The organism is Paracoccus sp. TRP, assembly GCF_000185925.1.
Lineage (GTDB): Bacteria > Pseudomonadota > Alphaproteobacteria > Rhodobacterales > Rhodobacteraceae > Paracoccus > Paracoccus kondratievae.
In genome coordinates this window covers 78,528-104,883 of record NZ_AEPN01000006.1, presented here as the reverse complement: position 1 = coordinate 104,883, position 26,356 = coordinate 78,528, and the positions used below count along the sequence as shown (strand labels likewise).

Here is a 26,356-nt window from a genome sequence, read left to right as displayed (position 1 = left end):
TGAGAGGGAACGAGATGAAACGCTGGCTTTTGGTTTCGGCAGCGGCCGTTGCGCTGTCTTCGGGCGCGGCGCAGGCGGATTATACGCTGCACGTGCTGCATATTAACGATTTTCACAGCCGAATCGAGCCGATCAACGCTTATGACAGTACCTGCGATGCTGAGACCGAGGCCAAGGGCGAGTGTTTCGGCGGCGTGGCGCGGCTGGCATCCAAGATCCGCGAGCTTCGCGATGAGCTGAAGGCCGAGGGGCAGAATGTCATCGTGCTGGATGCGGGCGATCAGTATCAGGGCAGCCTGTTCTATACCACCTATAAGGGTAAGGACACGGTCGAGTTCATGAACGCGATCGGCTTTGACGCCATGGCAGTCGGCAATCATGAGTTTGACGACGGACCGGCTGGGCTGGCGATTCTGGCCGAGGGAACGAAGTTTCCCGTGATCTCGGGCAACCTTGATCTGTCCCAATCACCCGAGCTGAAGGACAAGGTTGACGATATGCTGACGCTAGAGATCGGGGGCGAAAAGATCGGCATCGTTTCGGCTCTGGCGATGGACACCCCGGAGACCGCTTCGCCCGGCGATAAGGTCATTTTCATGGATGACATGGATAGCCTGAAGGCCGATGTGCAGGAACTGACCGATCAGGGCGTCAACAAGATCATCGCCCTGACCCATACGGGCTTTAAGCGTGATCAGGAGTTCGCTGCCGAAGTGGTGGGAATCGATGCGGTGATCGGCGGGCACAGCCACACGTTGCTTGGTCAGGTCGAAGGGGCCGAGGGTCCCTATCCGACAATGGTGAAGGGCGCTGATGGGGCTGAGGTGCCGGTCGCGACCGCCTATGCCTATGGCAAGTATCTGGGTCATCTGGTTCTGACCTGGGACGACAACGGCAAGCTGATCAAGGCCGAGGGCCAGCCGGTCCTGCTGGATAACTCGGTCGTGCCCGACGAAAAGCTTGCCGCTCGCGTCAAGGAAATGGCTGCGCCCATCGAACAGCTCAAGCAAAAGCACGTGGCCGAGATCAAGGCACCCATCGACGGCAGCCGCGAATCCTGTCGTGTCCGTGAATGCGAAATGGGCAATGTGGTCGCGGATGCGATGCTGGCGCGTGTCAAGGATCAGGGCATCACCATTGCGATCCAGAACGGCGGCGGGTTGCGCGCCTCAATCCCGGCGGGGGCGGTGACCATGGGCGATGTGCTGTCGGTACTGCCGTTCCAGAATACGCTTTCGACCTTTCAGCTGAAAGGTTCTGATGTGGTTGCGGCGCTGGAAAATGGCGCGAGCCAGATCGAAGAGGCGGCGGGGCGCTTTGCTCAGGTCTCGGGGCTGAAATACACGCTGGACCCCTCGGCCCCGGTCGGAAGCCGGATCAGCAATGTGCTGGTGCGCGAAGGCTCGGATTGGGTGCCGATCAACCCGGAGGCGGTATATGGTGTCGTATCCCAGAACTATATGCGCGCTGGCGGTGACGGCTATAAGATCTTTGCCGATAACGCTATGAATGCCTATGATTTTGGGCCTGATCTTGCCGATGTGCTGGCAGAATATCTGGCCAGGCAGGGGCCGGATTTCGCGCCAAGGCTTGATGGCCGCATCACCGTGAAATGACACTGCAAAGGCCGGGGATCGCACCCGGCCTTTTTCCATCCTGGCGGCCTAGGTTGGCAAGAAGGCGCGGCGGTTCTTCATATGTCGCTGGACAAGCTGGCGGCCTTTACGTCCCGGCACGACGGGGCGGGCAGCGGGGGGGAAATGGCCCACCGCAAGTTCGGGAAACAGTGCGAAAATCTCGCGCCGCGCGGCGGATGAAAACGCGCGCAGCGCCTGCGGTCCGGTCAGCAATGATTCTGTCCAGCACCCATTTGACAGCACCAGCTCATGCCGGTCAAAGAGCAGGTGCAGATAGGATACGCCATCTTTTGGACAAAGCGGGCGGATGCCGTCGAGCGCGGGCAGATGGGTAGCCGCAACAAGGATTTCTTCGGCATCAAACATCCGCCGCGCGATGGCCGAGCGCAGCAGGGCGCGATGCTGAGGCGAAACGATCAGGTCACGCTGGGGCAGGTCGGGGCCGAGCGCGTCTTGGGAAATCAGGATCGGGCGCAGGTTTGGGCACAGGTCCAACCTTTTGCCATCCAGCCGCACACGGCCAATCCAGCGCAGGGGTTGAAAGCCGTGGTCGCGTGTCAGGATCAGATCACCTGGGGCCAGAGTCTCGACCGTGCGCGGGCCGGACAGGGTTTCGATCAGTGTGCCGGGGGTGAAACAGGGCGCACCTTGCATGGTGGGGTCATAAGGCAGCGCCGAAGTTGTAGCGCCCATGACCCTTTTGCCGACATATCTATAGGTCCCATCAGGGCGGAACTTTGGCCAGTAGTCCTCTCCCCCGGTGGTTTGACGCATCCGGGGAAGGATCATCACGGTATGACGGCCACCGGCCTCGATCGGGTAGCCCGCGTTCAGAGGCTTTCCGTCCGGCCCATCTCCGACATAGCTCGGGAAGAAAACATAAAACTCGTTTCCATCGGCATCGCGCAGGATTGATGTCTCTTGCAAGGATATGCGGGTGCCTGCGTCCAGTGTCTGTTGCTTGTCGCCTTGACCAAAGGTCGTGGTTTCGATGAGCGTCTGACCATCGCCCGGATCGTTGTAATATAGCCCGGAGCCACCGCGCGAGAGATAACCAAACTCTGGATCGTCATCCTCGATCCTCAGTTCCCCCATCTCGGCCGATGCGAAGCTGATGTTGCTGCGGTTCAGGAAGGGCAGGTTCTTTTCCGCACCGGTCACGTTGGGGTTGGTGTAAACCGGAACCTCGAAGGTTGCCGTGATGATGCGGTATTCCATTAACCAATTCACAATCTAAAGTTGTACAAACTTGGTAAATACAACTTAAAAATAAGGAAATTGAAAGCCTTATTTGTCCGCGGCAACGGGCGGTTGCCGCCTGGCCATCCGTCTTGAGGTGCGAGGGCTATTCCGGGTTGCCTTCACCAGTTTGCGAAAGCGTCTGGTGCAGGAACCGTTCGAAATCATCCAGATCCACCGGTTCGAACTGGCCAAAGCCCTGCATCCAGACCGAGGCGCTGCGCAGCCCGTCGGGTTCGAGCTTGCACCAGATGATCCGTCCGCGCCGCTCCTGCCGGATCAGACCGGCAGCAGCCAGTACCGAGAGGTGCTTTGAAATCGCCGCAAGGCTGACCTGAAAGGGCGCCGCGACATCGGTGACGGCCATGTCATCTTCGAGCAGCATCGAAAGGATTGCCCTGCGCGTCGGATCGGCGAGGGCGGCAAAGATCGCGTCGAGGCTGGGCTGTGCTGCGGACATGGGCCTTGTTCAACTTGCCGGTTGAATATGCGGCGGATCGACTGGCAACGGCAAGATCATGTTTTTGTCGGATGTTTGCCGGATGGCAGGCTAATCAAATGCAGTATTTTCAATGTGTTATAAATGTGCCTCGCTTGCTTGACTCATGGGGCGCAAGTCCCTATCACCGCGCCAACCGATAACGGGGGTGTGAGCCGTGGCCGAACACGACCATGACGCTGCGCGAGCCCGGGACGCAGAGCGGCTGCGCAAGCTGGAGGCCCGGTTGGGCAAGAAAGCCGGAGCAAAGCTGCCCTCGCGCGGGGAAGAACATTTCAGTCAGGCCAATCTGGCCTGGCGCATGGTGACGGAGCTGGTGGCAGGGTTGGGCATCGGCTTCATGATCGGATACGGGCTGGATTATCTGACCGGCCTGCGACCGGTCTTCATGGTGGTCTTTGTGCTGCTGGGCCTGGCAGCCGGTATCAAGACCATGATGCGGACCGCGAAAGACATAGGCAAGCCACCGGGGCCTCCCGGCGACGACAAGGGTGAATGACGATGGCAGAAGAAGAAGCAGGTGGTCTGGTTTTCCATCCGATGGATCAGTTCGTCATCAAACCGCTGTTTGGCGAAGGTTCGGTAAACTGGTACACGCCGACCAATGCGACCCTGTGGATGGCGCTGGCGGCTGTCGCTATCACCGCCCTTCTGGTCTTTGGCACCCGTGGGCGCGCCATCGTGCCGAACCGCGTCCAGTCCATCGCCGAGCTGCTGTACGGCATGGTCCATAAAATGGTCGAGGACGTAACCGGCAAGGACGGGCTGAAGTACTTCCCCTATGTGATGACGCTGTTCTGCTTCATCCTGTTCACGAACTTCCTGGGCCTGCTGCCGAAAAGCTTTTCGCCGACTTCGCATATCGCTGTGACGGCGGTTCTGGCGGTTCTGGTCTTTTTGGGCGTCACCATTCTGGGCTTTGTCAAGAACGGCGCACATTTCCTGGGCCTGTTCTGGGTCAGCTCTGCGCCTTTGGCGCTGCGCCCGGTGCTGGCGGTGATCGAGCTGATCTCGTACTTTGTGCGCCCCGTCAGCCATTCGATCCGTCTCGCTGGTAACATCATGGCCGGCCACGCGGTGATCAAGGTCTTTGCCGCCTTTGCCGCCATCTCTGCCATCGCGCCGCTTTCGGTGCTGGCCATCACCGCTGTCTATGGGCTTGAGGTGCTGGTTGCGCTGATCCAGGCCTATGTCTTCACCATCCTGACCTGCGTCTATCTGAAGGACGCGCTGCATCCGGCGCACTAAGCGCCGGGTCAGCCTCGGGTCTGAATCGAAACCCTTTCCAAAGCCTCAAGGAGCATGAACATGGAAAATCTGGGTCAACTGGGACAGTACCTCGGCGCCGGTCTGGCTTGCGTCGGCATGGCGGGCGCCGCCATGGGGGTGGGCAATGTCGCCGGCAACTATCTGGCGGGCGCCCTGCGCAACCCGTCGGCCGCTGCCTCGCAGACCGCCACCCTGTTCATCGGCATGGCCTTTGCGGAAGCCCTGGGCATCTTCTCGTTCCTGGTCGCTCTGCTGCTGCTGTTCGCAGTCTGATCCTTTTGCCATCCTTGCGGTTGGGTGGGGGCTACAGGCGCCCACCCGATTGTGAAACGACCGGCATGGGGTAGGATATGTTCAGCCTGTTGCAACAGACCGCGCCTGTCGTGGTCGAAGAAACTGAAACGGTGGTAATCACCGAATCCGCCGAGGCGGCGGGTCATGGCGCCGAAGCAGCCCATGCCGTTGCCAATGCCGCGGATGCTGCGGCTGGCCATGCCGCCAGCGCCCCCGGCATGCCGCAACTGGATATCACGACCTTTGGCAACCAGATTTTCTGGCTGCTGGTCATTCTGGCCGTGATTTACTGGGTGCTGTCGCGGATCGCGCTGCCGCGCATCGGCGGCGTTCTTTCGGATCGTCAAGGCGCCATCACCGGCGACCTGATGGCTGCCGAGGAATTCAAGCAAAAGGCCAAAGAGGCCGAGGCTGCCTATGACAAGGCTCTGGCCGATGCCCGGGCCGAGGCGCAGAAGATCATCGCTGCCAACAAGGCCGAGATCCAGAAAGAGCTGGATGCTGCCATCGCCCATGCCGATGCGGAAATTGCTGCCCGCGCGGCAGAATCCGAAAAGCGCATCTCTGAGATCCGCGCTTCGGCGGTTGAGGATGCGCGCTCTGTTGCCCGCGAGGTGACGGCAGCGCTGGTGGAGCATCTTGGCGGCAAGGTCGATCAAAACCTGGTCGACACGGCTGTCGATCAGCGGTTGAAAGGGGCGCTGCAATGAAACGTCTGAGCGTGCTCTTTGCGCTGATGGGAACCCCGGCGCTTGCGGCTTCGGGTCCGTTCTTCTCGCTGCGCAATACCGATTTCGTCGTTACTCTGGCCTTCCTGGTCTTTGTCGGCATCCTGCTCTGGTTCCGCGTGCCGCAGACTGTCGGCGGCCTGCTGGACAAGCGCGCCGAAGGCATTCGCAACGATCTGGCCGAAGCCCGGCGCCTGCGTGAAGAAGCGCAGGAGATCTATGCAAGCTACGAGCGCCGCCAGCGCGAAGTTAAGGGCCAGGCCGAAGAGATTGTCGCCAATGCACGGCGCGAGGCGGTGAGCGAGGCCGACAAGGCCAAGAAAGCGCTGCAACAATCCATCGAGCGCCGCCTGAAAGCTGCCGAAGATCAGATCGCCAGCGCCGAAGCCGATGCTGTGCGTGCTGTGCGTGATCGCGCGATCCAGACTGCGGTGACCGCTGCGGCCGAGATCCTTGGTCAGCAGGTCAGCCCGGCTGAGCGCAGCGCCGGTATCGACAAGGCCATCGAAGAGGTTGCCCGGCGGCTGAACTGAGGCCACGGAATTGAACGAGAAGGGTGCCTTCGAGCATCCTCAGGGACAGTGACTGGACCCCGGGGCGCGTTAGCGTCTCGGGGTTTTCCTTGTCCACGCACCGGGCTGGTGGCGGATACGGTCGTTTGAAAATGAATGGGCCGGCAACCTTGCGGCTGCCGGCCCGATATTTACCCTGGCGATGGATCAGCGCGTCGGGGTGATCAGGATTTCGACGCGGCGGTTTTGTGCCCGGCCTGCTGCGGTGTCGTTCGAGGCCACCGGCTGGGTAGCGCCGCGGCCCGAGGTCGCGATGCGGCCCTGCGACACGCCGCCAGCGGTCAGGATGCCAGCGACCGAACGCGCCCGGCGCTCGGACAGGTCCTGGTTGTAGGCGGCCGAACCGGTGCTGTCGGTATGACCGACGACCTGAATGCGGCTGTTCGGATACTGGTTCAGGTTGCGTGCGATGATGTAGAGGTCGTTCTGACCCTGCGCGCCAACCGCTGCCGAGTCGGTGGCAAACAGCGTCGATTCCGGCATCACTACGGTCAGATAGCTGCCGTTGTTGACGATGCGGATGTTGGGGTTGTTCAGCTGCTGTTGCAGGGATTTCTGCTGCTGGTCGAGGATCGCCCCACCCACGCCGCCGACCGCGGCACCGACGATGGCGCCCTTGATCGCGTCCATGCCCTGGTTGTTCTTATCCTTGTCGCGGGTAGCGCCCAGAACGCCGCCGACCACGGCGCCGGCGATGGCGCCCTGCTGGGCGCGGTTCATCTGCTGAGGTTGGCCATAGCGGTCGCCCGGTGTACAGGCGCTGATGGCAAGCGCGCCGGCCGAGGCGAGAAGCAGCGAAATACGGGTCTTCATTTTATTACCTTTCTTTTCGGGGCGATCCACAGCCGCCTGTCCTTACGACCTGGCCGGACTGATCCGGCATCTGATGCCCAAACGATTGAAACTTGGCATGAGTTCCATGCCAAGACCAGAGAAACTCGTGCAAAATCGCTGGCCTGCACTCACAAAACAGCGATGGCGAGAGGAGCGATTTTCGCACCCTCGCGCGTAAGAAGTGCGCGTTTTACCGCCTCGCCCCAATGATATCCTCCGATGGCGCCACCGGTGCGGGTCACGCGGTGGCATGGGATCGCCCATGAGACCGGGTTCTGCCCGACAGCGGTGCCGACTGCGCGCAGGGCCCGGGGACGGCCAATTCGTTCGGCCAGCGTGGCATAGCTGATGACCTGCCCGGCCGGCACCTGGGTCAACGCCTGCCAGACCTGCAGCTGAAAAGGGGTGCCGCTCAGACGCACGGTGATCTCTCCTGCACCTGCAATCAGCGCGTCTATTGCGGGCTCAAGCGCCTCGGGGGCGGGAACCGGCCGTGCGCCGGGCCAGCGGGAGGAAAGATCGGCCTCAACCTCGGTCTCGGGCAGGGGACCGGCAAAGCCGAGCCCCCAAAGGGCGCCGGCCGCGCCATAGGCGATTACTGTGCCAAGCGGCGTTTTGAACCGTCCGTGGCACAAAACCACGCCCGGATCCTCTGCCGGCTGGGTCGTGATCGTCACTCGCAGCCCGTTTTCGGGCGGGGTGAGAGGAAAGAGCGTTGCCGTCATCGCTGCCTCGCTGCTGTCTTTGCGGCAGAGTAGCGCAGGCGTGGCGCAAATCCATGCACGAATGCTTGCGCATAAGCGCGGGGCAGGGCATCTGAAGGCCATGGCACGCAGCACCACCCCCCGTCTTCCCCCGGCTTTGCCCTATACGACGCAGGTCGCAATCTTTTCGCGACTGCGCGAGGCCAATCCGCAGCCGGTGACCGAGCTTGAATATACCAACGCCTTTACCCTGCTTGTCGCGGTCGCGCTGTCGGCGCAGGCCACCGATGTCGGCGTGAACAAGGCAACCAGGCGGCTGTTTCAGCAGGTCAGCACGCCCAGGCAGATGCTGGATCTGGGCCTTGAGGCGCTGACCGAAGAAATCAAGACCATCGGCCTTTATCGGCAAAAGGCCAAGAACGTCATCGCCCTGTCGCAGCGCCTGATCGACGAATACGACGGTGAGGTGCCCCAATCGCGGGCGGCGTTGATGACCCTGCCCGGTGTCGGGCGCAAGACCGCCAATGTCGTGCTGAACAGTGTCTTTAACTTTCCTGCGCAGGCGGTCGATACCCATATCTTTCGTGTCGGGAACCGCACGCATATCGCCCCCGGCCGCGACGTGTCCGAGGTCGAGCGCGCGATCGAGGATAACGTCCCCGTGCCCTTTCAGCAGAACGCCCATCACTGGCTGATCCTGCATGGCCGTTATATCTGCCAGGCGCGGCGTCCGCGTTGCCGGATCTGCCCAATCGAAGATCTCTGCCCCTATGAGGAGAAGACCGGATGACCACCCCCTATGTAATCGGGATCGGCAATGCCGTCATGGATGTGATTGCGCCGACCTCAGAGGACACGCTGGCCCGGCTGGGGGTGGAAAAGGGCATCATGCAACTGATCGACCGCGAGCGGTCCGAGTTCCTGATGGCGGCGCAATCGGCCGATCCGCAGGCGGGCAAGGCGCGGCTGGTGCCAGGTGGTTCGGTTGCGAATACGCTGGCCGGGCTGGGGATGCTGGGACTGCGCACCGCCTTTATCGGCAAGGTGGCAAGCGATCCTCTGGGCCTGAGCTATGCCGAACAGACCGAGCAGCAGGGCACGGTTTTCGTCAACCCGCCGGTTGCGGGGGATGTGCTGCCAACTTCGCGTTCGATCATCTTTGTCACCCCGGATGGCGAGCGGTCGATGAACACTTATCTGGGAATTTCGGCCGAGCTGGGGGCGGATGATGTCAGCCCGTCAGTCTTTAGCGGCGCGGATTGGCTGTTTCTTGAGGGCTATCTGTTTGACAAGGACCCCGGGAAAACAGCGTTCTTGAAGGCTGCCGATGCTTGTCACAAGGCGGGTGGGCAGGCGGGAATTGCGCTGTCCGATCCGTTCTGCGTGGATCGGCATCGCGCCGATTTCCGTCGTCTGGTGGCAGGACCGATGGATTACGTCATCGGCAACGTGCATGAATGGCAGTCGCTATATGAGGTCGAGGATCTGGAAGAGGCGCTGCGGCAGGCAAGCGCCGATTGCCACACAGTGATCTGTACCCGTTCGGGCGAGGATGCGATCCTGATCCGTGGGGATGAACGGGTAAGCGCGCCGGTCCACCGTATCGTGCCGGTGGATGCGACCGGAGCGGGCGACCAGTTCGCGGCGGGCCTGATCTATGGTCTGGCGATTGGCGCGGATCTGGCGGCGGCGGGACGCATGGGCTGTATCGCTGCGGCCGAGGTCATCAGCCATGTCGGCGCGCGGCCTGAAAGCGATCTGCGCGCGGCCTTCAGGACCGAGGGGCTGATCTGAAGCGGCCCTCGCAGAGGGGTAAAGGGAAAGGGGCAGGGGCGTTGCCGCCTCTGCCCCTTTTTCAGTCTCAGGCGGCCTTCTTGCCAGCGCCAAAGCGTCCGTAGAAGCTGTCGCCTTTCGTCGCCATGTCGCGCAGCAGTTGCGGCGCGGCAAAACGCGGGCCGAACTTGGCCTCAAGCGCGTCGGCGATTTCGACCACACGCGGCGCGCCCAGCATGTCGAGCCAGCTGAACGGGCCGCCTGACCAGGGTGCAAAACCCCAGCCAAGGATCGCGCCGACATCGCCTTCGCGGATGTCCTCAAGCACGCCCTGCTCAAGCGCGCGCACCGCTTCGAGCGCCTGCACGAACATCAGCCGGTGCTGGATCTCGGTCAGTTCGGGCTGCGCATCGGCTTCGGGCCATTCCGAGGCGAGCCCTGACCAGAAACCCTGACGCTTGCCGGCCTCATCATAGTCGTAAAAGCCCGCCTTGGCCTTGCGGCCCAGCCGACCCTGCTCGGCCAGTTTGAAGATCACCTTATCCACGGCACCGTCGGGATAGGCGTCGCCCATGGCTGCGCGGGTTGCCCTGGCAATCTTGACGCCAAGATCAATCGAGGTCTCATCGACCAGTTGCAGCGGGCCCAGCGGCATACCCATCATCTTGGCGGCGTTTTCGACCAGCACCGGGCTGACGCCCTCGGCCACCATGCGGATCCCTTCGTTGATATAGGGGATGATGCAGCGGTTGGCATAGAAGAAGCGCGCGTCATTAACGACGATCGGCGTCTTGCGGATATGGCGGACGAAATCCAGCGCCTTGGCGACGGCGCGGGGGCCGGTCTCTTTGCCTTTGATGATCTCGACCAGAGCCATCTTGTCCACCGGGCTGAAGAAGTGGATGCCGATGAACTGATCAGGCCGCGCGCTGGCCTTGGCCAGTTCCGAGATAGGCAGGGTTGAGGTGTTGGTGGCAAAGATCGCCTCGGCGGGCAGCACGGCCTCGGCCTTTTTCGTCACCTCAGCCTTGACCGAGGGGTCCTCGAACACCGCTTCGACCACCAGGTCGCAGCCTTGCAGGGCGGCGTAATCGGTGGTGGGGGTGATGCGGGCAAGGACCTCGGCCTTTTTCTCTTCGGTTACTTTGCGGCGGCTGATTGCCTTGTCAAGCAGACCGGCGGAATGGGCCTTGCCACGCTCGGCCGCCTCCTGGGCCGAGTCGATCAGCACGACCTCGATCCCAGCCATGGCCGAGACATGGGCGATGCCTGCGCCCATCATGCCCGCGCCAAGGATGCCGACCTTTTTCACGCTTTGATCGGGGGCATCGGGACGGTTTGCGCCTTTCTCCAGCGCCTCCTTGTTGATGAAGAGGCTGCGGATCATCGCGGTGGACGAGGGGTTCATCAACACATTGGTGAACCAGCGCGCCTCGATCTTCAGCGCCGTGTCAAAGGGCACCATCGCCCCTTCGTAGACGGCGCTGAGCAGGGCTTTGGCGGCCGGGTAGACCCCCAGCGTCTTGCCATGGACCATCGCGCTTGCGCCGACAAAGGTCATATAGCCCGCCGGGTGATAGGGTTCACCCCCCGGCATCTTGTAGCCTTTGGCATCCCAGGGTTTGACCAGATCGGTGTCGCTGGCCTTCAGCACCCATTCACGCGCAGCGGCGACTGGATCGGCGGCCACCTCGTCGATCAGCCCCGCGCCCTTGGCCTTGGCCGGGTCGCTAAGCTTGCCTTCCAGCAGGAAGGGGGCCGCGCCCATCGCGCCAAGCTTGCGCACCAGCCGGGTGGTTCCGCCAGCGCCGGGGAAGATGCCGACCATGATCTCGGGCAGGCCGATCCTGGCCTTGGGATTGTCGGCGGCAAAGATGCGATGGGTTGCAAGCGGCAGCTCCAGCCCGATCCCCAGGGCCGTGCCGGGCAGGGCTGCTGCGATGGGCTTGCCGCCCTTTTTTGTCTTGGGGTCCATACCCGCAAGCTCGATCTTGCGCAGCAGGTGGTGCAGCGTCATCACCCCGTCAAAGACTGACTGAGCGCCGCCCTCTTTCATGCTTGCGATGACGTTCAGGTCCATGCCGGCGGCAAAGTCCTTTTTGCCGCTGGTGATGACGATGCCCTTGACCGTTTCATCGGCCAGCGCGTCGTCGATCAATGCATTCAGTTCAGCCGCGCCGTCCAGAGACAGCACGTTCATCGACTTACCGGGCACGTCCCAGGTGACGATGGCGACGCCGTCGGCGTCTTTCTGCATGGTGAAATCGGTCATCCTTACCTCCCTCAGACGCGCTCGATGATGGTGGCCGCGCCCATGCCGGACGCGATGCACAGCGTGGCAAGGCCCACCGTCTTGTCCTGACGCTCAAGCTCGTCAAGCAGCGTGCCGATGATGATGGCTCCGGTCGCCCCCAGCGGGTGGCCAAGAGCAATCGCACCGCCATTGACGTTGACGACGGCGGGGTCGACGTCAAAGGCCTGCATGAAGCGCAGCACGACCGCGGCAAACGCCTCGTTCACCTCGAACAGGTCGATGTCGCTGATCGCCATGCCGCTGTCTTTCAGGATCTTTTCCGTCACTGGCACAGGGCCGGTCAGCATGATCGTCGGGTCGGTGCCGATCTTGGCAGTGGCGCGGATGCGGGCGCGGGGCTTTAGCCCGTAAGCCTTGCCGAACTCGGCATTGCCGATCAGCACAGCAGCCGAGCCGTCCACGATACCCGAGCTGTTGCCGGCGTGGTGGATGTGCTCGATACGGTCAAGGTGGGGGTATTTCAGCGTTGCCACCTTGTCGAAGCCGGGCATCATCTCACCCATTTCCTTGAAGCTGGCCTTAAGCCGGCCCAGATCCTCAAGCGTGGTGCCGGGCCGCATGTATTCGTCGCGGTCAAGGATGGTCAGTCCGTTCTGGTCCCTGACCGGCACGATCGACTTGGCAAAGCGGTTCTCGGCCCAGGCCTGTGCTGCGCGGCGCTGGCTTTCAACGGCAAGGCTGTCGGCCTGTTCGCGCGAAAAGCCGTATTCGGTGGCGATGATATCGGCGCTGATCCCCTGCGGGACGAAATAAGTCGGGAAGGTCAGGCTGGGGTCGACGGCGATGGCGGCGCCGTCGCTGCCCATGGCAACGCGGCCCATCATCTCGACCCCACCGGCGATATAGGCCTGGCCTGCGCCGCCCCTGATCTGGTTTGCGGCAATGTTCACGGCCTCCATGCCCGAGGCGCAGAAACGGTTGATCGACAGGCCCGGGATCGACTCGTCCAGATCCGAGGCCAAGACGGCCGAGCGTGCAAGGCAGCCGCCCTGCTCCTTGACCTGGGTGACATTGCCCCAGATCACGTCCTCGACCGCATGACCGGTCAAGCCGTTGCGTTCCCTGATCGCGTTCAGCAGCCGGGCCGAAAGCGCGACCGAGGTGACTTCGTGCAGGCTGCCGTCGGGGCGGCCCTTGCCGCGCGGGGTACGGGCGGCGTCATAGATATAGGCTTCGGTCATGCTTCCTCCTTCGCGGCCCGGTCCGCGGGGTTGCCGGGCATCAGATCATAGGGGTGTTTCCAGCCCGGCAGCGCCGAAATGCGCGTCAGCCAGGCGTCGATATGGGGCCAATCGGCGCGGTCAAAGCCGAAGGGCTCGGGATAAAAGAGATAGCTGCAGCACGAGAGGTCGGCGATGCTTGGCGCGTCCCCTGCCAGCCATTCGCGCCCGGCCAGATGGGCGTCCAGCGTCCTGAGCGCCGCCCGGCAGCGACCCTGCAGCCAAGCGATAACCTCGGCCGGGCGTTTGTCGGGGGGCAGGAAATTCATCAAAAAGCGCAATGCGCCGAATTGCGACGAACCTTTGTGATTGTCCCAAAACAGCCAGCGCATGATTTCGTTACGGTCCTCGCCGAGGAACTGGCCGGTCTTTTCCGCAAGATGCAGCAAGATCACACCTGATTGGGTCAGGGTCAGCCCGTCTTCGGCAAAGACCGGAGCCTCGGCCATTTCGTTCAGGGCGCGGTATTCGGGGCTGCGCGATGCGCCGTTGAAAAAGTCGACAAAGACCGGCTGCCAAGGATAGCCGGTCAGCTGCATCATCAGCGCCACTTTGTAAGAGTGGCCCGATTCCCCAAAACAGTAAAGCAGTGCTGGCATCCTGTCTCCTTTCCCTCCCACAAGGCATTAGGTGCGTGGCTGGCGCGGGTCCGGGGCCGGGGCGCTGGCCCCTTGTCCCTGCTGCCCCGCGCCGGGCCGTCTGTTTCAGAACTGCTCAGCCGTCAGCGCCATTACCGGATCAGCACCCGTGCGGATGCGCGCCAGATGCGTCGCGGTCATCGGCAGGTGACGCGCCATGTAATAGCGCCCGGTGGCGAGCTTGGTCTCATAGAAGGTCGCGTCGCCGGTCCCGGCGGCAAGCGCCGCACGTGCAGCAGCCGCCATGCGCACCCACATCAGGCCGAGCGCGACATGGCCAAAAAGATGCATGAAGTCATAGGACCCGGCCAGCGCGGCATTGGGGTTCTTGAGCCCATGTTCCATAAAGAACATCGCCGCCGCCTGCAGATCTTTCGAGGCCGCCTTGAGCGGGTCGAGGAAATCGGCCTTAAGCGTCTCATCCTCTTCATGCGCCTTGATGGTCTGGCGGATCATGTCAAAGAAACCCATGATCGGCTTGCCGCCTTCGGCCGCGAGTTTGCGACCGACGAGGTCAAGCGCCTGCACGCCGTTCGCGCCCTCGTAGATCATGGTGATGCGGGTGTCGCGGACGAACTGCGACATGCCCTGTTCCTCGATATAGCCGTGGCCGCCAAAGACCTGCTGGGCCTGGACCGCCACGTCAAAGCCCTTGTCAGTCAGGAAGCCCTTGATGACCGGGGTCAGCAGCGAGATGAGGTCATGCGCCTCTTTGTCATTGCCGATCACGGCGCGGTCGATCAGATGCGCGCCCCAAAAGGCCAGTGCGCGCGCCCCTTCCAGAAAACTTTTCTGGTCCATCAGGTTGCGGCGGATGTCGGGGTGGGCGATCAGCGGATCGGCCGGGCCCCCTGGATTGGCCTCTCCGGTCGCGGCACGACCTTGCAGACGCTCGCGCGCATAGGCGACGGCGTTCTGATAGGCGGCCTCGGCGACGGCATAACCCTGCAGGCCGACGCCGATACGGGCTTCGTTCATCATGGTGAACATGGCGCGCATGCCTTTGTGCAGCTCGCCCAGCAGCCAGCCTTTGGCGCCGTCATAGTTCATGACGCAGGTGGCATTGCCGTGAATGCCCATCTTTTCTTCAAGATTGCCGACCGACAGCTTGTTGCGTTCGCCCAGCGAACCGTCCTCATTGACGAGGAACTTGGGCACGATGAACAGCGAGATGCCCTTGGTGCCCGGACCGCCGCCCGGAGCCTTGGCCAGCACCAGATGGATGACGTTTTCCGACAGGTCGTTGTCACCGGCCGAGATAAAGATCTTTTGCCCGGTGATCAGATAGCTGCCGTCCGGCTGCGGCTCGGCCTTGGTGCGCAGCAGGCCCAGATCCGTACCGGCATGCGGCTCGGTCAGGTTCATGGTGCCGGTCCATTCGCAGCTGACCATCTTGGGCAGATAGGTCGCCTTCTGCTCATCCGTGCCATGGGCGCGGATGGCGGAATAGGCGCCATGGGTCAGGCCCTGATACATGGTAAAGGCCATGTTCGAGCCCGAAAACATCTCGCCCGCCGCAAGGCCGATCACATAGGGCATGCCCTGACCGCCATATTCGGGGTCGCAGTCGAGCGCGGTCCAGCCACCTTCGCGCATCTGCTGGAACGCCTCGGCAAAGCCTTTCGGCGTGTGGACGACGCCATTTTCCAGCCGACAGCCTTCGCGGTCACCGGTGGCATTCAGGGGGGCCAGCACCTCGGAGGCAATCTTGCCGGCTGCTTCCAGAACGGCCTGAGTAAAGTCGCGGTCAAGCTCGTCGTGGCCCGGAAGCTCTTGCCTGGAGATTTCGAGAACGTCATGCAGCAGGAACTGCATGTCACGGACGGGGGCGGAATAGGTTGTCATCGGTCCTCCCAGGGGTTCGACGTCAGGCGTCGGATTTCAGGTTGTTCAGCCACAGCTCACCATCGGCGATCTGCTGGCGCAATTCGGACATGGCTTCACCCAGTTCACGGTGCTGCTGCTCCATGTCAGCCAGCCGTTCGCGCGCTGCGCCAAGCGCGGCCTCGGTCTGGGTGATGTTGCGCTCGGCCGGGTCGTACAGTTCCAGCAACTGCCGGATCTGTTCGAGCGAAAAGCCAAAGCGGCGGCCGCGCAGGATCAGGGTCAGCCGGGCACGATCTGCGCGGCTGTAAAGCCGCTGCTGGCCGCGCCGCTCGGGGAACAGCAATTCGCGCGATTCGTAAAAGCGCAGCGTACGCGGCGTGACGCCAAAGGCGTCGCACATCTGGCGAATGGTCATCGGCGCTTCGCTCACGTCCGGTCCTTTCCCTCGCAGTCACCTGATCTGAATATAGGCCAGGTTGACGTGCACGTAAGGTGCGACGTGGCGTCAGAGAGTGCTCAGCCGGTCTGCGCCTCTCCGGCGGGTTTCTCATCGGCCTCCATGCCTTCGAGAATGGCCAGCGTTTCGTTGCGCAGGGCGCGCAGGTCGGTCATCGAGGTCTCAAGCTCGTCGCGCTGCTGGGCCAGTACCTCAAGCTGGCGGTCGGCAAGTTCGATCCAGACCCGGTACTGTTCGCGGGTGCCCTTTTCGCCATAGATAAGCAGCCACTGGCGGATATCCTCAAGCGAGAAGCCAAAGCGGCGACCGCGAAGGATCAGTTTCATCCGTGCGATTTCGCGCGGGCCGTAAAATCGCGAGCGGCCTTCTTTGCGCGGGCTGAGCAATTCTATGTATTCGTAATAGCGCAGCGTCCGCGGCGTCACGTCGAAACGTGCGCACATCTCTTTGAAACCTATGTATTCGCTTTGGTCGCCATCGGACATCTGTCGAACCCCGTAATCGGATCATGGTCAGCCTAGCGCCGGGGTTGGCCAAACTCAACCATTGCGCGGCCGGGCTTGTCTGGCGGTGGCGTGCTGCTACCATTCACCTCACCCCAATCAGGAGGCACGAAGCATGAACGGAGCGTCACCCGAGGACGATCCTGAACAACGCCGGCGGATCGCGCGTCAGTTCATCGAGATAATCCCGCACGCCCGCGCGCTTGGCATGAGCCTGGACAAGCTGTCACCCGAAGGGACCGAAATCTCGTTGCCATGGCGCGAGGATCTGGTTGGCGACCCTGACAGCGGGGTCGTTCATGGTGGCGTGATTTCTGCGCTGATGGACACATGCAGCGGCGCGGCGGTCATGGCCCATCCTGCCGGTGCGCGCTCGACCGCGACCATCGACCTGCGCATCGACTATATGCGCGCGGCAACGCCCGGTCAGACCATCCGCGCCCGCGCTGAATGCTATCACGTCACCCGCTCGGTCGCTTTTGTGCGTGCCTGGGCGATGGATGACGACGAATCGCGCCCTGTGGCTGCCGCCACCGGGGCCTTTACCATCGAGAGGTAACATGGCGGGCCGGAACGAACCCCTCGACGCGATCAAGTCGCGGCGCAACGGCACGCTGAACGCGCTGGTCAACAGCGTGCCCTATATCCGCTGGCTGGGGATCACCTTTGACCGGCGCGGAGATGAGCTGACGGCGGTGCTGCCCTTTGATGAAAAGCTGATCGGCAACCCGATGCTTCCCGCGATCCACGGCGGCGTCACGGCTGCCTTTCTGGAAGTCACCGCCATCGTCGAACTGACCTGGAGCGCGATCTGGGAGGACATGGAACAGGGCCGCATCGCCCCTGATGCCGCCGTGCCGGAAAGCCTGCCGCGCCTGCCAAAGACCATTGATTTTACAGTGGATTACCTGCGTTCCGGCCTGCCGCGTGACGCCTATGCGCGGGCGCGGGTGGTGCGTTCGGGCCGGCGCTATGCCAGCGTGCATGTCGAGGCCTGGCAGGATCATCGCAGCAAGCTTTTTGCCCAGGCGACCGGTCATTTTCTGATGCCGCAGAACGGCTGACCTCATGGTTGAGACCTTGCCAGCCAGCGGCATGACCGGCGCGGACAGGCCAGTTTCGCATCGCCGTGTGCTGTCGATCGCCCTGCCGGTGGTGATTTCCAACGCCACCGTTCCGATCCTTGGCGCCGTCGATACCGGCGTTATCGGCCAGCTGGGAGAGGCGGCGCCCATCGGCGCGGTGGGGCTGGGGGCGGTGATTCTTGCCTCGATCTACTGGATCTTTGGCTTTCTGCGTATGGGGACCTCGGGCCTTGTCGCCCAGGCCCATGGCGCAGGGAATGAGGGCGAGGCCGGCGCGCATCTGTTGCGGGCGCTGGGAATCGGAATCATCGCCGGGCTGGTATTCATCCTGTTGCAAGGGCTGCTTTTTGCCGGGGCCTTTCGCCTTGCCCCGGCCTCGCCCGAGGTCGAAGCCCTGGCGCGGCAATATCTTGGCCTGCGGATCTGGGGGGCCCCGGCCACCATCGCGCTGTACGCCATCACCGGCTGGCTGATCGCGACCGAGCGGACCCGGTCGGTGCTGGTCCTGCAACTGGTGATGAACGGGCTGAATATCCTGCTGGATCTGTGGTTCGTGCTGGGTCTTGGCTGGGGTGTGCCCGGTGTGGCCGGCGCTACCCTGATTGCCGAATGGTCGGGGCTGGCGCTTGGCCTGTGGTTTGCGCGTCACGCCATCCGTGCCGCTGTACGGCGGTCCGGGCTTATGGCCCGCGACCGGATCGAAGAACTGGTGCGCGTGAACGGCGATATCCTGATCCGCTCGGTACTGCTGCAGGGGTCGTTCACCACCTTCATGTTCATGGCGGCAGGGCGCGGAGATGTGACGCTTGCTGCCAATCAGGTGCTTTTGCAGTTTCTGGAAATCGTCGCCTATGGGCTGGACGGTTTCGCCTTTGCGGCCGAATCGCTGGTCGGGCAGGCGGTCGGGGCGCGGCGGCTGGACCGGTTGCGCCAGTCGGTGCGCGTCGCCTCGGGCTGGGGTGTCGCCGGGGCAGTGATCCTGTCGCTGACCTTTCTGCTTTTCGGACCGGCGATCATCGACCTGCTCACCACCTCGCCCGAGGTGCGGGCAGAGGCACGGCATTATCTGCCATGGCTGATCGCCGCGCCGGTGATCGGCATTGCTTCGTGGATGCTTGACGGGGTGTTCATCGGTGCGACCCGCACGCGTGAGATGCGCAATGCCATGCTGGTGTCGGTCGGGGTTTACGCGGCATTGGTGACGCTGCTGCCCGCGCTTTTCGGCAATCATGGCCTATGGGCGGCGCTGATGGGGTTGAATGCGCTGCGCGGGGTGACAATGTGGCGGCTTTATCCCCGGGTCGAGGCCGCCTTGTCCTGAATGTGCACAGCGCCCCGCGAATCGGGGCGCTGTGGTGATATCTCGTCCTACAGCTCTTTGATGATCTGCTGGCGGGCGGTAACGCGCAGTTCGGCCATTTTGGTGCGGATGGTCGTCTCATCTGCCTTGCCTTCCAGATCGGCGGCAAGCTTGCGATAGACATCCTCATCGCCCGGCTCATCGAAATCCGAGCTGACCACGGTCAGCGCATAGGCGCGGGCGTCGTCGCCCGTCTTGCCCAGCAAACCGGCCGCCCATTCGCCAAGCAGGCGATTGCGCCGCGCCTCGGCCTTGAAGTTCAGTTCGGCATCATGGGCGAATTTCGCCTCATGTGCGCGCTCGCGGTCGTCAAAGGTAGTCATGGCGGCCTCCGGCTAGGGGTGATCCCGTGGTTCTTTTTGCTGGATATGCCCATGCGCGCGCCCCATCGCAAGCCCGTATTGCCCCTGACCCTCATTCTGGCCTATAGCGCGGGTAGGAATTCTCACCTTGCGGACGGGGGACGCGCAGCATGGCACCAAGGCGCAAGAAAATCTACGAAGGCAAGGCCAAGATTCTGTATGAGGGCACCGAGCCGGGAACGCTCATCCAGTATTTCAAGGATGACGCCACCGCCTTCAACGCGCAGAAGAAGGCGACGATCGAGGGTAAGGGGGTGCTGAACAACCGCCTGTCCGAGTTCTTTATGACCGGGCTGACTAGCATCGGCGTGCCCAATCACTTTATCCGCCGCATCAACATGCGCGAGCAGCTGGTGCGTCAGGTCGAGATCATCCCGCTTGAGGTGATCGTGCGCAATTTCGCCGCCGGCTCGATTGCCAAGCGGCTGGGGATGGAGGAAGGCACGCAGCTTCCGCGGCCTATCGTCGAATACAGCTTCAAGAATGATGAGCTGGGCGACCCCTTCGTCTCTGAGGAATATATCATCGCCTTTGGCTGGGCGAGCCAGCAGGACCTGGACGATATCGTGTCGCTGGCGCTGCGGGTGAATGACTTCCTCTCGGGCGTGTTCTTTGGTGTCGGCATCAAACTGATCGACTTCAAGATCGAGATCGGCCGCATCTGGGACGGCGATTTCATGCGTCTTGTCGTCGCCGATGAGATCAGCCCCGACTCCTGCCGTCTCTGGGACGTCAAGACCGGGCAAAAGCTCGACAAGGACGTGTTCCGCCGCGATCTGGGCAGCCTGACCGATGCCTATACCGAGGTGGCCCGCCGGCTGGGCCTGATGCCCGCCAACACCGCCTCGCTGACCAAACCGACGCTTATCAACTGAAAGGCCCGCCGATGAAAGCCCGTGTCACCATCATGCTTAAGGATGGCGTTCTGGATCCGCAGGGCGAGGCCATCCGCCACGCCCTCGGCGGCCTTGGTTTTCAGGGCGTCTCGGGCGTGCGTCAGGGCAAGGTGATCGAGCTGGACCTGGCTGCCACCGATGCCGAGGCAGCCAAGGCCGAGGTCGCGCGCATGTGCGAGGGTCTGTTGGCCAATACGGTGATCGAGAAATACGCCGTCGAAATCGTCTGATCTGCCGGGCCGGGGCGTTGCTCCGGCCTTTGGTGTTCAGGCAGCAGCCGGGAGGGCGGTTTTCGTGATCGACAAGCTCTCCATGTTCATGGCGCTGGCGCGGGAAAAGCATTTTGGCCGCGCCGCCGAATCGCTGGGCATCACCCAGCCGACCCTGTCATCCGCCATCCGCGCGCTTGAAGAACAGCTGGGCGTGCAGCTTGTGCGCCGGGGCTCGCGCTTTCAGGGTCTGACGCCCGAAGGCGAACGGGTCCTTGGCTGGGCGCGCCGTATCGTCGCCGACGCCCGCGCCATGCAGGCCGAGATGGAGGCCAGTCGCAAGGGCGTCTCGGGCCGGCTGCGCATCGGCGTCATCCCGACTGCCATGCCGCGTATCGCCGAGCTGACCGGGCCATTCCTGCGCCGCCACCCGAATGCCGGGGTCTCGATCCTGTCGCGCAGTTCGGACGAAATCCGCGAGCAGATCGAGGCGCTGGAACTTGATGCCGGTGTGACCTACCTCGACAGTGAGCCTTTGGGCCGGGTGCAAAGCCTGCCACTTTATCGCGAGACCTACTGCCTGATTGACCGCAGCGAACTTGGCAGTCCGGTCGGCTGGGCCGAGGCGGCGACGCGGCCGCTGTGCCTTTTGACGCCCGACATGCAGAACCGTCGCATCGTCACCCGCCATCTGGTCGAGGCGGGGGCGGATGCGCTGCCACGGGTCGAATCGACCTCGATGCTGGCAATTCTTTCGCATGTGGCGACCGGGGACTGGGCTGCGATCCTGCCCCGGGCGCTGGCACGGGGCCTGCCCTTGCCCGAGGGCGTGCGCGCCCGCGACCTGACTGGCGAAGGGCATATGGTTGGTCTGGTGGTTGCCAGCCGCGAGCCGCATCCGCCGCTGGTCGAGGCGCTGCTTCGTATTACCGCATCAATAGATACATTCGATCAATAGACGGTATATCACGATTGTTTTGTCTATCGTTGGGCTTTAGTCTGGACAAAATTGATGAGCCCGGACGACCCAGCCATGACTGTACCAGCGATTGACGCTGATTTCCTGTTGCGCCTTGATGAGATCATCGCCGCCCATAAGGGCCGCGAAGGGCCGCTTCTGCCCATTCTGCACGACATTCAGGCCGAATGGGGCCATGTCCCCGAGGCCGCGCAGCCGGTCATCGCCGAGGCCTTGGGCATGACCCGTGCCGAGGTGCATGGCGTGGTCAGCTTTTATCATGATTTCCGGGATCATCCGCATGGCCGGCATGTCCTGCGCCTGTGCCGGGCCGAGGCTTGCCAGTCGATGGGGGCCGAGGCTTTGGCCGATGAGGTCCGTGCTGCGCTGGGGATTGACTGGCATGAGACGACGCCCGACGGGCGGCTGACGCTTGAGCCGGTGTTCTGCCTTGGGCTTTGCGCCTGTGCGCCGTCGGCACAGATGGGCGACCGGCTGCTTGGCCGCGCCGATCTGGCCAAGGTGCAGAAACTGGTGGCGGAGGCAGGGGCATGAGAGTCTGGGTTCCTCTCGACGCTGCTGCAAGGGCTCTTGGCGCTGACGAAGTCGCCGAGGCGCTTTCGCGCGAATTCACCGTCACCCGCAACGGTACCCGCGGGATGGTCTGGCTTGAGCCTTTGGTCGAGGTCGAGCGTGACGGGGTGCGCTATGGCTATGGTCCGGTGATGCCGGAGGATGCCGCCTCGGTTGCCGGGGCGATCCGCACCGGTTCCGAGCATCCGCTGGCCTTGGGGCCGGTCGAGGAACTGCCATGGATGAAGGCACAGACCCGGCTGACCTTTGCCCGCGTGGGCGTCATCGACCCTCTGTCGGTCGATGAGTATGAGGCCCATGGTGGCCTTGCAGGTCTGCGTCGCGCGATCAGCGTCGGTCCGGAAAAGATCGTTGATGAGGTCACCGAATCCGGCCTGCGCGGCCGTGGTGGTGCAGGTTTCCCGACCGGCATCAAATGGAAGACTGTGGCGGGTGCCAAGGCCGTTCGCAAATACATCGTCTGCAATGCGGATGAGGGCGATTCGGGCAGTTTTGCCGACCGTATGCTGATGGAGGGCGATCCTCTGGTCCTGATCGAGGGCATGACGATCGCGGGCATCGCGGTCGGTGCGGTTCAGGGCTATGTCTATATCCGCAGCGAATATCCCGATGCGATCCGGCTGATGCAGGCTGCAATCGTTCGGGCGCGGCAGGCGGGAATTCTGGGCCAGTCTGTCCTTGGCTCGGGCCATGCCTATGACATGGAGGTGCGCGTCGGCGCCGGAGCCTATGTCTGCGGCGAGGAAACGAGCCTGCTCAACAGCCTTGAGGGCAAGCGCGGCATCGTCCGTGCCAAGCCGCCGATTCCGGCGCTGGAAGGTTTCCTTGGCCGTCCGACGGTTGTGAACAACGTGATCTCGCTGGCCTCGGTGCCGTGGATCCTTGCCCATGGTGCGGCGGAATATGCCCGGCTGGGCATCGGTCGCTCAAAGGGTACGATCCCGGTCCAGCTGGCTGGCAACGTCAGATATGGCGGGCTGTTCGAGGTCGCTTTTGGCATGAGCCTGCGCCAGATCATCGAAGAGATCGGCGGCGGCACAGCCTCGGGCCGGCCGGTCAAGGCGGCGCAGGTCGGCGGACCGCTTGGCTCATATATCCCGCATTGGAATTTCGATCTGCCCTTTGGCTATGAAGAGCTTGCGAGCAAAGAGGGGCTGCTTGGCCACGCCGGCATCACCGTCTTTGACGACACTGCCGACATGCTGAAGCTTGCGCGCTTTGCCATGGAGTTCTGCGCCGTCGAAAGCTGTGGCAAGTGCACGCCCTGCCGTATCGGTTCGATCCGCGGGGTCGAGACGATCGACCGTATTGCCCAGGGCGATGAAACGGGGATCGCGATCCTGACCGATCTTTGCAACACGATGAAATGGGGATCGCTTTGCGCGCTGGGGGGCTTTGCGCCCTTTCCGGTCATGTCCGCGCTGACCCATTTCCCCGAAGATTTCAGCGGGCGCCGCGAGCCCCGCAGGGAGGCCGCCGAATGAAGGACTTTATCATTCCCGACCGCGACATGGGTACCCCGGCGGTCAAATCCGATGTCACTGTCAACCTGACCGTGGACGGCATTCCCGTCAGCGTTCCTGCGGGTACCAGTGTCATGCGCGCTGCTGCCGTGGCTGGGATTTCGGTCCCCAAACTGTGCGCGACGGATCATGTCAGTGCCTTTGGCTCATGCCGGCTGTGCGTGGTGCAGATCGACGGGATGCGGGGTCTGCCTGCCTCATGCACCACCCCGGTGGCCGAGGGCATGGTCGTCCATACCCAGACAGATGATGTCGCCCGCGTCCGCAAAGGCGTGATGGAGCTGTACATCAGCGATCACCCGCTGGACTGTCTGACCTGTGCCGCTAATGGCGATTGCGAATTGCAGGACATGGCCGGGGCCGTTGGTCTGCGCGAAGTGCGTTATGAGCCGGGCAAGAACCATTTTGCCCGCCGCGATGCCGAGGGGCCGAACCCCGAATACCGGCCCAAGGATCAGTCGAACCCCTATTTCACCTTCGACCCGGCGAAATGCATCGTCTGTTCGCGTTGCGTCCGGGCCTGCGAAGAGGTGCAGGGTACTTTTGCGCTGACCATCGAGGGGCGGGGCTTTGACAGCCGCGTCTCGGCCGGGATGGGGTCCGACAGTTTCCTGTCTTCGGATTGTGTCAGTTGCGGGGCCTGTGTGCAGGTCTGCCCGACTGCGACCCTGATCGAAAACAGCGTCATCCAGATCGGAACGCCCGAGCATATCGTCAAGACGACCTGCGCCTATTGCGGGGTCGGCTGCTCGTTCGATGCCCATATGCGCGGCGAAGAGGTCGTGCGCATGGTGCCAGGCAAGGACGGCAAGGCCAACCATGGCCATAGCTGCGTCAAGGGTCGCTTTGCCTGGGGCTATGCAACCCACCGTGAACGCCAGACACAGCCGATGGTGCGTGAACGGATCACCGACCCCTGGCGTGTCGTCACCTGGGATGAGGCGCTGGATTTCGCCGCCAGCCGATTGCGCCAGGCCCAGCAGGACCATGGACGCGACGCCATCGGTGTCATCACCTCGTCGCGCTGCACCAATGAGGAAACCTATCTGGTGCAGAAACTGGCGCGCGCCGTCTTTCTTAACAACAACACCGATACCTGCGCGCGGGTCTGTCATTCTCCGACCGGCTACGGGCTGAAGACGACTTTTGGCACATCGGCGGGCACGCATGATTTCGACTCGGTCGAAGAGACCGATCTGGCGCTGATCATCGGTGCGAACCCGACCGACGGGCACCCGGTCTTTGCCTCGCGCCTGCGCAAGCGGCTGCGGCAGGGCGCGGGGCTGATCGTCATTGACCCGCGTCAGATCGACCTGCTCAAGACCCCGCATATGGGCGAGGGGCTGCACCTGCCGCTGCGTCCGGGCACCAACGTCGCCGTCCTGACCGCGATCGCGCATGTGATCGTGACCGAGGGGCTTTATGACGAGGGCTTTATCCGTACGCGCTGCGACTGGGATGAATTCCTGGCCTATGCCGAGTTCCTCAAAGATCCGCGCCACGCGCCCGAAGAGGTCGAGAAACTGGCCAAGGTCCCGGCCGAACTGATCCGCAAGGCGGCCCGTGCCTATGCCGCCGCGCCGCGGGCAAGTATCTATTACGGCCTTGGCGTGACCGAGCATTCGCAGGGCTCGACCACGGTGATGGCGATTGCGAACCTTGCCATGCTGACCGGTAACATCGGTCGCCCCGGCACCGGCGTGAACCCGCTGCGCGGTCAGAACAACGTGCAGGGCTCTTGCGACATGGGCAGCTTCCCGCATGAATATCCGGGCTATCGCCATGTCTCGGACCCCGAGGCGCGGGCGATTTATGAACGTGTCTGGGGGGTCGAGCTGTCGCCTGAACCGGGCCTGCGCATCCCCAACATGTTTGATGAGGCGCTGGCCGGCCGTTTCCGTGGTCTTTACTGCCAGGGCGAGGATATCGTCCAATCGGACCCCGACACCCACCACGTCACCTCGGCGCTGAAGGCGATGGATATCGTCATCGTGCAGGATCTTTTCCTGAACGAGACCTCGAACTACGCCCATGTCTTCCTGCCGGGTTCGAGCTTCCTTGAAAAGAACGGCACCTTCACCAATGCCGAACGGCGCATCAACATGGTTCGCCGCGCCATGACGCCGCGCAACGGATACGAGGACTGGGAAGTCACCCAGTTGCTTGCGAACCGGATGGGCGCGAACTGGTCCTATACCCACCCGCGCGAGATCATGGCCGAGATCGCGCTGACCACGCCCAGCTTCTCGGGCGTGACCTATGACCTGCTTGACCGGGTTGGTTCGGTGCAATGGCCGTGCAACGAAAATGCCCCGCTGGGCACGCCGCTGATGCATATCGACGGTTTCGTGCGCGGTAAGGGCAAGTTCGTCCATACCGAGTATATCGCGACCGAAGAGCGGACCGGTGCGCGTTTCCCGCTGTTGCTGACGACCGGGCGCATTCTGTCGCAGTACAACGTCGGCGCGCAGACACGGCGTACAGAAAACGTGGTCTGGCACGCCGAGGATCTGCTGGAGATCCACCCCTCGGACGCCGAAAACCGCGGTATTCGCGAAGGCGATTGGGTGCGGGTGGCCTCACGCTCGGGCGAGACGACGCTAAGGGCCCATATCACCGAGCGGGTGGCGCCGGGGGTGGTTTATACCACCTTCCATCACCCGACGACTCAGGCCAATGTGGTGACTACGGACAATTCCGACTGGGCCACCAACTGTCCCGAGTTCAAGGTGACCGCCGTGCAGGTCAGTCCCTCGAACGGCCCGTCGGAGTGGCAAGAGGAGTATCGTCACCATTCCGAACTCGCGCGTCGTATCCTGCCCACCGCAGCGGAATGACCAGGTTCCGGACCGGATGCGGGA

Annotated in this window: 28 protein-coding genes; 17 read left to right on the top strand and 11 right to left on the bottom strand. The window is 62.8% G+C overall.

The window, feature by feature from the left end; genetic code table 11:
- The first annotated feature begins 14 nt into the window (after positions 1 to 14).
- The gene (locus tag PARACOCCUSGL_RS0105745; RefSeq protein WP_010394089.1) at positions 15 to 1,616 is read left to right on the top strand and encodes a bifunctional UDP-sugar hydrolase/5'-nucleotidase; all 1,602 of its coding nucleotides are present in this window, start codon (positions 15 to 17) and stop codon (positions 1,614 to 1,616) included.
- A 48-nt stretch (positions 1,617 to 1,664) separates the two neighbouring features.
- Here the strand turns inward: PARACOCCUSGL_RS0105745 and PARACOCCUSGL_RS0105740 are convergent, their stop codons facing one another.
- Positions 1,665 to 2,855 (bottom strand): Hint domain-containing protein, encoded by a 1,191-nt coding sequence (locus PARACOCCUSGL_RS0105740; protein ID WP_010394085.1) that lies wholly within the window; start codon positions 2,853 to 2,855, stop codon positions 1,665 to 1,667.
- A 127-nt stretch (positions 2,856 to 2,982) separates the two neighbouring features.
- A complete protein-coding gene (locus PARACOCCUSGL_RS0105735; RefSeq protein ID WP_010394084.1) occupies positions 2,983 to 3,336 on the bottom strand; it encodes a helix-turn-helix transcriptional regulator in 354 nt (117 codons plus the stop codon).
- A gap of 196 nt (positions 3,337 to 3,532) precedes the next feature.
- Here PARACOCCUSGL_RS0105735 and PARACOCCUSGL_RS0105730 point away from each other — a divergent pair, with 196 nt between their 5' ends.
- From PARACOCCUSGL_RS0105730 to PARACOCCUSGL_RS0105710, 5 genes are all read left to right on the top strand, one after another.
- Positions 3,533 to 3,874 (top strand): AtpZ/AtpI family protein, encoded by a 342-nt coding sequence (locus PARACOCCUSGL_RS0105730; protein WP_010394081.1) that lies wholly within the window; start codon positions 3,533 to 3,535, stop codon positions 3,872 to 3,874.
- Between the two features lie 2 nt (positions 3,875 to 3,876).
- Positions 3,877 to 4,623 carry a F0F1 ATP synthase subunit A gene (locus tag PARACOCCUSGL_RS0105725; protein WP_029371596.1) on the top strand — a complete coding sequence of 249 codons (747 nt, stop codon included), beginning with the start codon at positions 3,877 to 3,879 and terminating at the stop codon, positions 4,621 to 4,623.
- 60 nt (positions 4,624 to 4,683) lie between these two features.
- On the top strand, positions 4,684 to 4,917 hold the full coding sequence (locus PARACOCCUSGL_RS0105720; RefSeq protein ID WP_010394077.1) for a F0F1 ATP synthase subunit C: 234 nt from the start codon (positions 4,684 to 4,686) through the stop codon (positions 4,915 to 4,917).
- Between the two features lie 77 nt (positions 4,918 to 4,994).
- Entirely contained in the window at positions 4,995 to 5,648 is a 654-nt protein-coding gene (locus tag PARACOCCUSGL_RS0105715) for a F0F1 ATP synthase subunit B' (protein WP_010394065.1), read from the top strand.
- On the top strand, positions 5,645 to 6,199 hold the full coding sequence (locus tag PARACOCCUSGL_RS0105710) for a F0F1 ATP synthase subunit B (RefSeq protein ID WP_010394063.1): 555 nt from the start codon (positions 5,645 to 5,647) through the stop codon (positions 6,197 to 6,199). Before PARACOCCUSGL_RS0105715 ends, PARACOCCUSGL_RS0105710 begins: the two co-directional genes overlap by 4 nt.
- Positions 6,200 to 6,385: 186 nt before the next feature.
- Here PARACOCCUSGL_RS0105710 and PARACOCCUSGL_RS0105705 read toward each other — a convergent pair whose 3' ends face one another.
- Positions 6,386 to 7,051: an OmpA family protein gene (locus PARACOCCUSGL_RS0105705; RefSeq protein ID WP_010394062.1), complete on the bottom strand. Its 666-nt coding sequence runs from the start codon at positions 7,049 to 7,051 to the stop codon at positions 6,386 to 6,388.
- Between the two features lie 149 nt (positions 7,052 to 7,200).
- Positions 7,201 to 7,749, bottom strand: coding sequence for a methylated-DNA--[protein]-cysteine S-methyltransferase (locus PARACOCCUSGL_RS0105700; protein WP_237701485.1), 549 nt, complete (start codon positions 7,747 to 7,749; stop codon positions 7,201 to 7,203).
- 148 nt (positions 7,750 to 7,897) lie between these two features.
- Between PARACOCCUSGL_RS0105700 and nth the strand changes: the two genes are divergently transcribed.
- Both nth and PARACOCCUSGL_RS0105690 read left to right on the top strand, forming a co-directional pair.
- Positions 7,898 to 8,566 carry an endonuclease III gene (gene nth, locus PARACOCCUSGL_RS0105695; RefSeq protein WP_050804166.1) on the top strand — a complete coding sequence of 223 codons (669 nt, stop codon included), beginning with the start codon at positions 7,898 to 7,900 and terminating at the stop codon, positions 8,564 to 8,566.
- Positions 8,563 to 9,570 (top strand): adenosine kinase, encoded by a 1,008-nt coding sequence (locus PARACOCCUSGL_RS0105690; protein ID WP_010394057.1) that lies wholly within the window; start codon positions 8,563 to 8,565, stop codon positions 9,568 to 9,570. Before nth ends, PARACOCCUSGL_RS0105690 begins: the two co-directional genes overlap by 4 nt.
- Positions 9,571 to 9,637: 67 nt before the next feature.
- On the opposite strand, the gene PARACOCCUSGL_RS0105685 is transcribed toward PARACOCCUSGL_RS0105690, so the two are convergent.
- From PARACOCCUSGL_RS0105685 to PARACOCCUSGL_RS0105660, 6 genes are all read right to left on the bottom strand, one after another.
- The gene (locus PARACOCCUSGL_RS0105685; RefSeq protein ID WP_010394054.1) at positions 9,638 to 11,821 is read right to left on the bottom strand and encodes a 3-hydroxyacyl-CoA dehydrogenase NAD-binding domain-containing protein; all 2,184 of its coding nucleotides are present in this window, start codon (positions 11,819 to 11,821) and stop codon (positions 9,638 to 9,640) included.
- Positions 11,822 to 11,832: 11 nt separating this feature from the next.
- Positions 11,833 to 13,044 carry an acetyl-CoA C-acetyltransferase gene (locus PARACOCCUSGL_RS0105680; protein WP_010394052.1) on the bottom strand — a complete coding sequence of 404 codons (1,212 nt, stop codon included), beginning with the start codon at positions 13,042 to 13,044 and terminating at the stop codon, positions 11,833 to 11,835.
- On the bottom strand, positions 13,041 to 13,682 hold the full coding sequence (locus PARACOCCUSGL_RS0105675; protein WP_010394048.1) for a glutathione S-transferase family protein: 642 nt from the start codon (positions 13,680 to 13,682) through the stop codon (positions 13,041 to 13,043). The genes PARACOCCUSGL_RS0105680 and PARACOCCUSGL_RS0105675 overlap by 4 nt, the downstream gene beginning before the upstream one ends.
- Before the next feature lie 105 nt (positions 13,683 to 13,787).
- Entirely contained in the window at positions 13,788 to 15,566 is a 1,779-nt protein-coding gene (locus PARACOCCUSGL_RS0105670; protein WP_010394046.1) for an acyl-CoA dehydrogenase C-terminal domain-containing protein, read from the bottom strand.
- Positions 15,567 to 15,588: 22 nt separating this feature from the next.
- The gene (locus PARACOCCUSGL_RS0105665) at positions 15,589 to 15,978 is read right to left on the bottom strand and encodes a MerR family DNA-binding transcriptional regulator (protein WP_010394045.1); all 390 of its coding nucleotides are present in this window, start codon (positions 15,976 to 15,978) and stop codon (positions 15,589 to 15,591) included.
- 86 nt (positions 15,979 to 16,064) lie between these two features.
- Positions 16,065 to 16,490, bottom strand: coding sequence for a MerR family DNA-binding transcriptional regulator (locus PARACOCCUSGL_RS0105660; protein WP_010394044.1), 426 nt, complete (start codon positions 16,488 to 16,490; stop codon positions 16,065 to 16,067).
- A gap of 133 nt (positions 16,491 to 16,623) precedes the next feature.
- Between PARACOCCUSGL_RS0105660 and PARACOCCUSGL_RS0105655 the strand changes: the two genes are divergently transcribed.
- The 3 genes from PARACOCCUSGL_RS0105655 to PARACOCCUSGL_RS0105645 are packed head-to-tail and all read left to right on the top strand — an operon-like array spanning position 16,624 to position 18,914.
- A complete protein-coding gene (locus PARACOCCUSGL_RS0105655; RefSeq protein ID WP_010394042.1) occupies positions 16,624 to 17,067 on the top strand; it encodes a PaaI family thioesterase in 444 nt (147 codons plus the stop codon).
- 1 nt (position 17,068) lies between these two features.
- Positions 17,069 to 17,572: a PaaI family thioesterase gene (locus PARACOCCUSGL_RS0105650; RefSeq protein WP_010394040.1), complete on the top strand. Its 504-nt coding sequence runs from the start codon at positions 17,069 to 17,071 to the stop codon at positions 17,570 to 17,572.
- Between the two features lie 4 nt (positions 17,573 to 17,576).
- Positions 17,577 to 18,914, top strand: coding sequence for an MATE family efflux transporter (locus PARACOCCUSGL_RS0105645; protein ID WP_010394039.1), 1,338 nt, complete (start codon positions 17,577 to 17,579; stop codon positions 18,912 to 18,914).
- Between the two features lie 47 nt (positions 18,915 to 18,961).
- Here PARACOCCUSGL_RS0105645 and PARACOCCUSGL_RS0105640 read toward each other — a convergent pair whose 3' ends face one another.
- Positions 18,962 to 19,276 (bottom strand): DUF1476 domain-containing protein, encoded by a 315-nt coding sequence (locus tag PARACOCCUSGL_RS0105640; protein WP_010394038.1) that lies wholly within the window; start codon positions 19,274 to 19,276, stop codon positions 18,962 to 18,964.
- Positions 19,277 to 19,425: 149 nt separating this feature from the next.
- On the opposite strand from PARACOCCUSGL_RS0105640, the gene purC reads away from it, so the two are divergent.
- The 6 genes from purC (at position 19,426) to fdhF (ending at position 26,332) form a co-directional block, all read left to right on the top strand.
- Positions 19,426 to 20,190 carry a phosphoribosylaminoimidazolesuccinocarboxamide synthase gene (gene purC / locus PARACOCCUSGL_RS0105635; protein WP_010394036.1) on the top strand — a complete coding sequence of 255 codons (765 nt, stop codon included), beginning with the start codon at positions 19,426 to 19,428 and terminating at the stop codon, positions 20,188 to 20,190.
- Positions 20,191 to 20,201: 11 nt separating this feature from the next.
- On the top strand, positions 20,202 to 20,441 hold the full coding sequence (gene purS, locus PARACOCCUSGL_RS0105630) for a phosphoribosylformylglycinamidine synthase subunit PurS (protein ID WP_010394034.1): 240 nt from the start codon (positions 20,202 to 20,204) through the stop codon (positions 20,439 to 20,441).
- 64 nt (positions 20,442 to 20,505) lie between these two features.
- Positions 20,506 to 21,378 carry a LysR family transcriptional regulator gene (locus PARACOCCUSGL_RS20290; RefSeq protein ID WP_010394032.1) on the top strand — a complete coding sequence of 291 codons (873 nt, stop codon included), beginning with the start codon at positions 20,506 to 20,508 and terminating at the stop codon, positions 21,376 to 21,378.
- A 75-nt stretch (positions 21,379 to 21,453) separates the two neighbouring features.
- Complete coding sequence (locus tag PARACOCCUSGL_RS0105620; RefSeq protein WP_010394031.1) at positions 21,454 to 21,933, top strand: formate dehydrogenase subunit gamma; 480 nt, start codon at positions 21,454 to 21,456, stop codon at positions 21,931 to 21,933.
- Positions 21,930 to 23,456: an NADH-quinone oxidoreductase subunit NuoF gene (locus tag PARACOCCUSGL_RS0105615; protein ID WP_010394030.1), complete on the top strand. Its 1,527-nt coding sequence runs from the start codon at positions 21,930 to 21,932 to the stop codon at positions 23,454 to 23,456. Before PARACOCCUSGL_RS0105620 ends, PARACOCCUSGL_RS0105615 begins: the two co-directional genes overlap by 4 nt.
- The gene (fdhF, locus tag PARACOCCUSGL_RS0105610; RefSeq protein WP_010394028.1) at positions 23,453 to 26,332 is read left to right on the top strand and encodes a formate dehydrogenase subunit alpha; all 2,880 of its coding nucleotides are present in this window, start codon (positions 23,453 to 23,455) and stop codon (positions 26,330 to 26,332) included. The genes PARACOCCUSGL_RS0105615 and fdhF overlap by 4 nt, the downstream gene beginning before the upstream one ends.
- The last annotated feature ends 24 nt before the right edge of the window (positions 26,333 to 26,356 follow it).

Bases quoted from the DNA above. Each gene is read 5' to 3' on its own strand.
- PARACOCCUSGL_RS0105745 (WP_010394089.1), top strand. From the start codon at position 15: ATGAAACGCTGGCTTTTGGTTTCGGCAGCGGCCGTTGCGCTGTCTTCG.
- PARACOCCUSGL_RS0105740 (WP_010394085.1), bottom strand. From the start codon at position 2,855: ATGGAATACCGCATCATCACGGCAACCTTCGAGGTTCCGGTTTACACC.
- PARACOCCUSGL_RS0105735 (WP_010394084.1), bottom strand. From the start codon at position 3,336: ATGTCCGCAGCACAGCCCAGCCTCGACGCGATCTTTGCCGCCCTCGCC.
- PARACOCCUSGL_RS0105725 (WP_029371596.1), top strand. From the start codon at position 3,877: ATGGCAGAAGAAGAAGCAGGTGGTCTGGTTTTCCATCCGATGGATCAG.
- PARACOCCUSGL_RS0105720 (WP_010394077.1), top strand. From the start codon at position 4,684: ATGGAAAATCTGGGTCAACTGGGACAGTACCTCGGCGCCGGTCTGGCT.
- PARACOCCUSGL_RS0105715 (WP_010394065.1), top strand. From the start codon at position 4,995: ATGTTCAGCCTGTTGCAACAGACCGCGCCTGTCGTGGTCGAAGAAACT.
- PARACOCCUSGL_RS0105710 (WP_010394063.1), top strand. From the start codon at position 5,645: ATGAAACGTCTGAGCGTGCTCTTTGCGCTGATGGGAACCCCGGCGCTT.
- PARACOCCUSGL_RS0105705 (WP_010394062.1), bottom strand. From the start codon at position 7,051: ATGAAGACCCGTATTTCGCTGCTTCTCGCCTCGGCCGGCGCGCTTGCC.
- nth (WP_050804166.1), top strand. From the start codon at position 7,898: ATGGCACGCAGCACCACCCCCCGTCTTCCCCCGGCTTTGCCCTATACG.
- PARACOCCUSGL_RS0105690 (WP_010394057.1), top strand. From the start codon at position 8,563: ATGACCACCCCCTATGTAATCGGGATCGGCAATGCCGTCATGGATGTG.
- PARACOCCUSGL_RS0105685 (WP_010394054.1), bottom strand. From the start codon at position 11,821: ATGACCGATTTCACCATGCAGAAAGACGCCGACGGCGTCGCCATCGTC.
- PARACOCCUSGL_RS0105680 (WP_010394052.1), bottom strand. From the start codon at position 13,044: ATGACCGAAGCCTATATCTATGACGCCGCCCGTACCCCGCGCGGCAAG.
- PARACOCCUSGL_RS0105675 (WP_010394048.1), bottom strand. From the start codon at position 13,682: ATGCCAGCACTGCTTTACTGTTTTGGGGAATCGGGCCACTCTTACAAA.
- PARACOCCUSGL_RS0105670 (WP_010394046.1), bottom strand. From the start codon at position 15,566: ATGACAACCTATTCCGCCCCCGTCCGTGACATGCAGTTCCTGCTGCAT.
- PARACOCCUSGL_RS0105660 (WP_010394044.1), bottom strand. From the start codon at position 16,490: ATGTCCGATGGCGACCAAAGCGAATACATAGGTTTCAAAGAGATGTGC.
- PARACOCCUSGL_RS0105655 (WP_010394042.1), top strand. From the start codon at position 16,624: ATGAACGGAGCGTCACCCGAGGACGATCCTGAACAACGCCGGCGGATC.
- PARACOCCUSGL_RS0105650 (WP_010394040.1), top strand. From the start codon at position 17,069: ATGGCGGGCCGGAACGAACCCCTCGACGCGATCAAGTCGCGGCGCAAC.
- PARACOCCUSGL_RS0105645 (WP_010394039.1), top strand. From the start codon at position 17,577: ATGGTTGAGACCTTGCCAGCCAGCGGCATGACCGGCGCGGACAGGCCA.
- PARACOCCUSGL_RS0105640 (WP_010394038.1), bottom strand. From the start codon at position 19,276: ATGACTACCTTTGACGACCGCGAGCGCGCACATGAGGCGAAATTCGCC.
- purC (WP_010394036.1), top strand. From the start codon at position 19,426: ATGGCACCAAGGCGCAAGAAAATCTACGAAGGCAAGGCCAAGATTCTG.
- purS (WP_010394034.1), top strand. From the start codon at position 20,202: ATGAAAGCCCGTGTCACCATCATGCTTAAGGATGGCGTTCTGGATCCG.
- PARACOCCUSGL_RS0105620 (WP_010394031.1), top strand. From the start codon at position 21,454: ATGACTGTACCAGCGATTGACGCTGATTTCCTGTTGCGCCTTGATGAG.
- PARACOCCUSGL_RS0105615 (WP_010394030.1), top strand. From the start codon at position 21,930: ATGAGAGTCTGGGTTCCTCTCGACGCTGCTGCAAGGGCTCTTGGCGCT.
- fdhF (WP_010394028.1), top strand. From the start codon at position 23,453: ATGAAGGACTTTATCATTCCCGACCGCGACATGGGTACCCCGGCGGTC.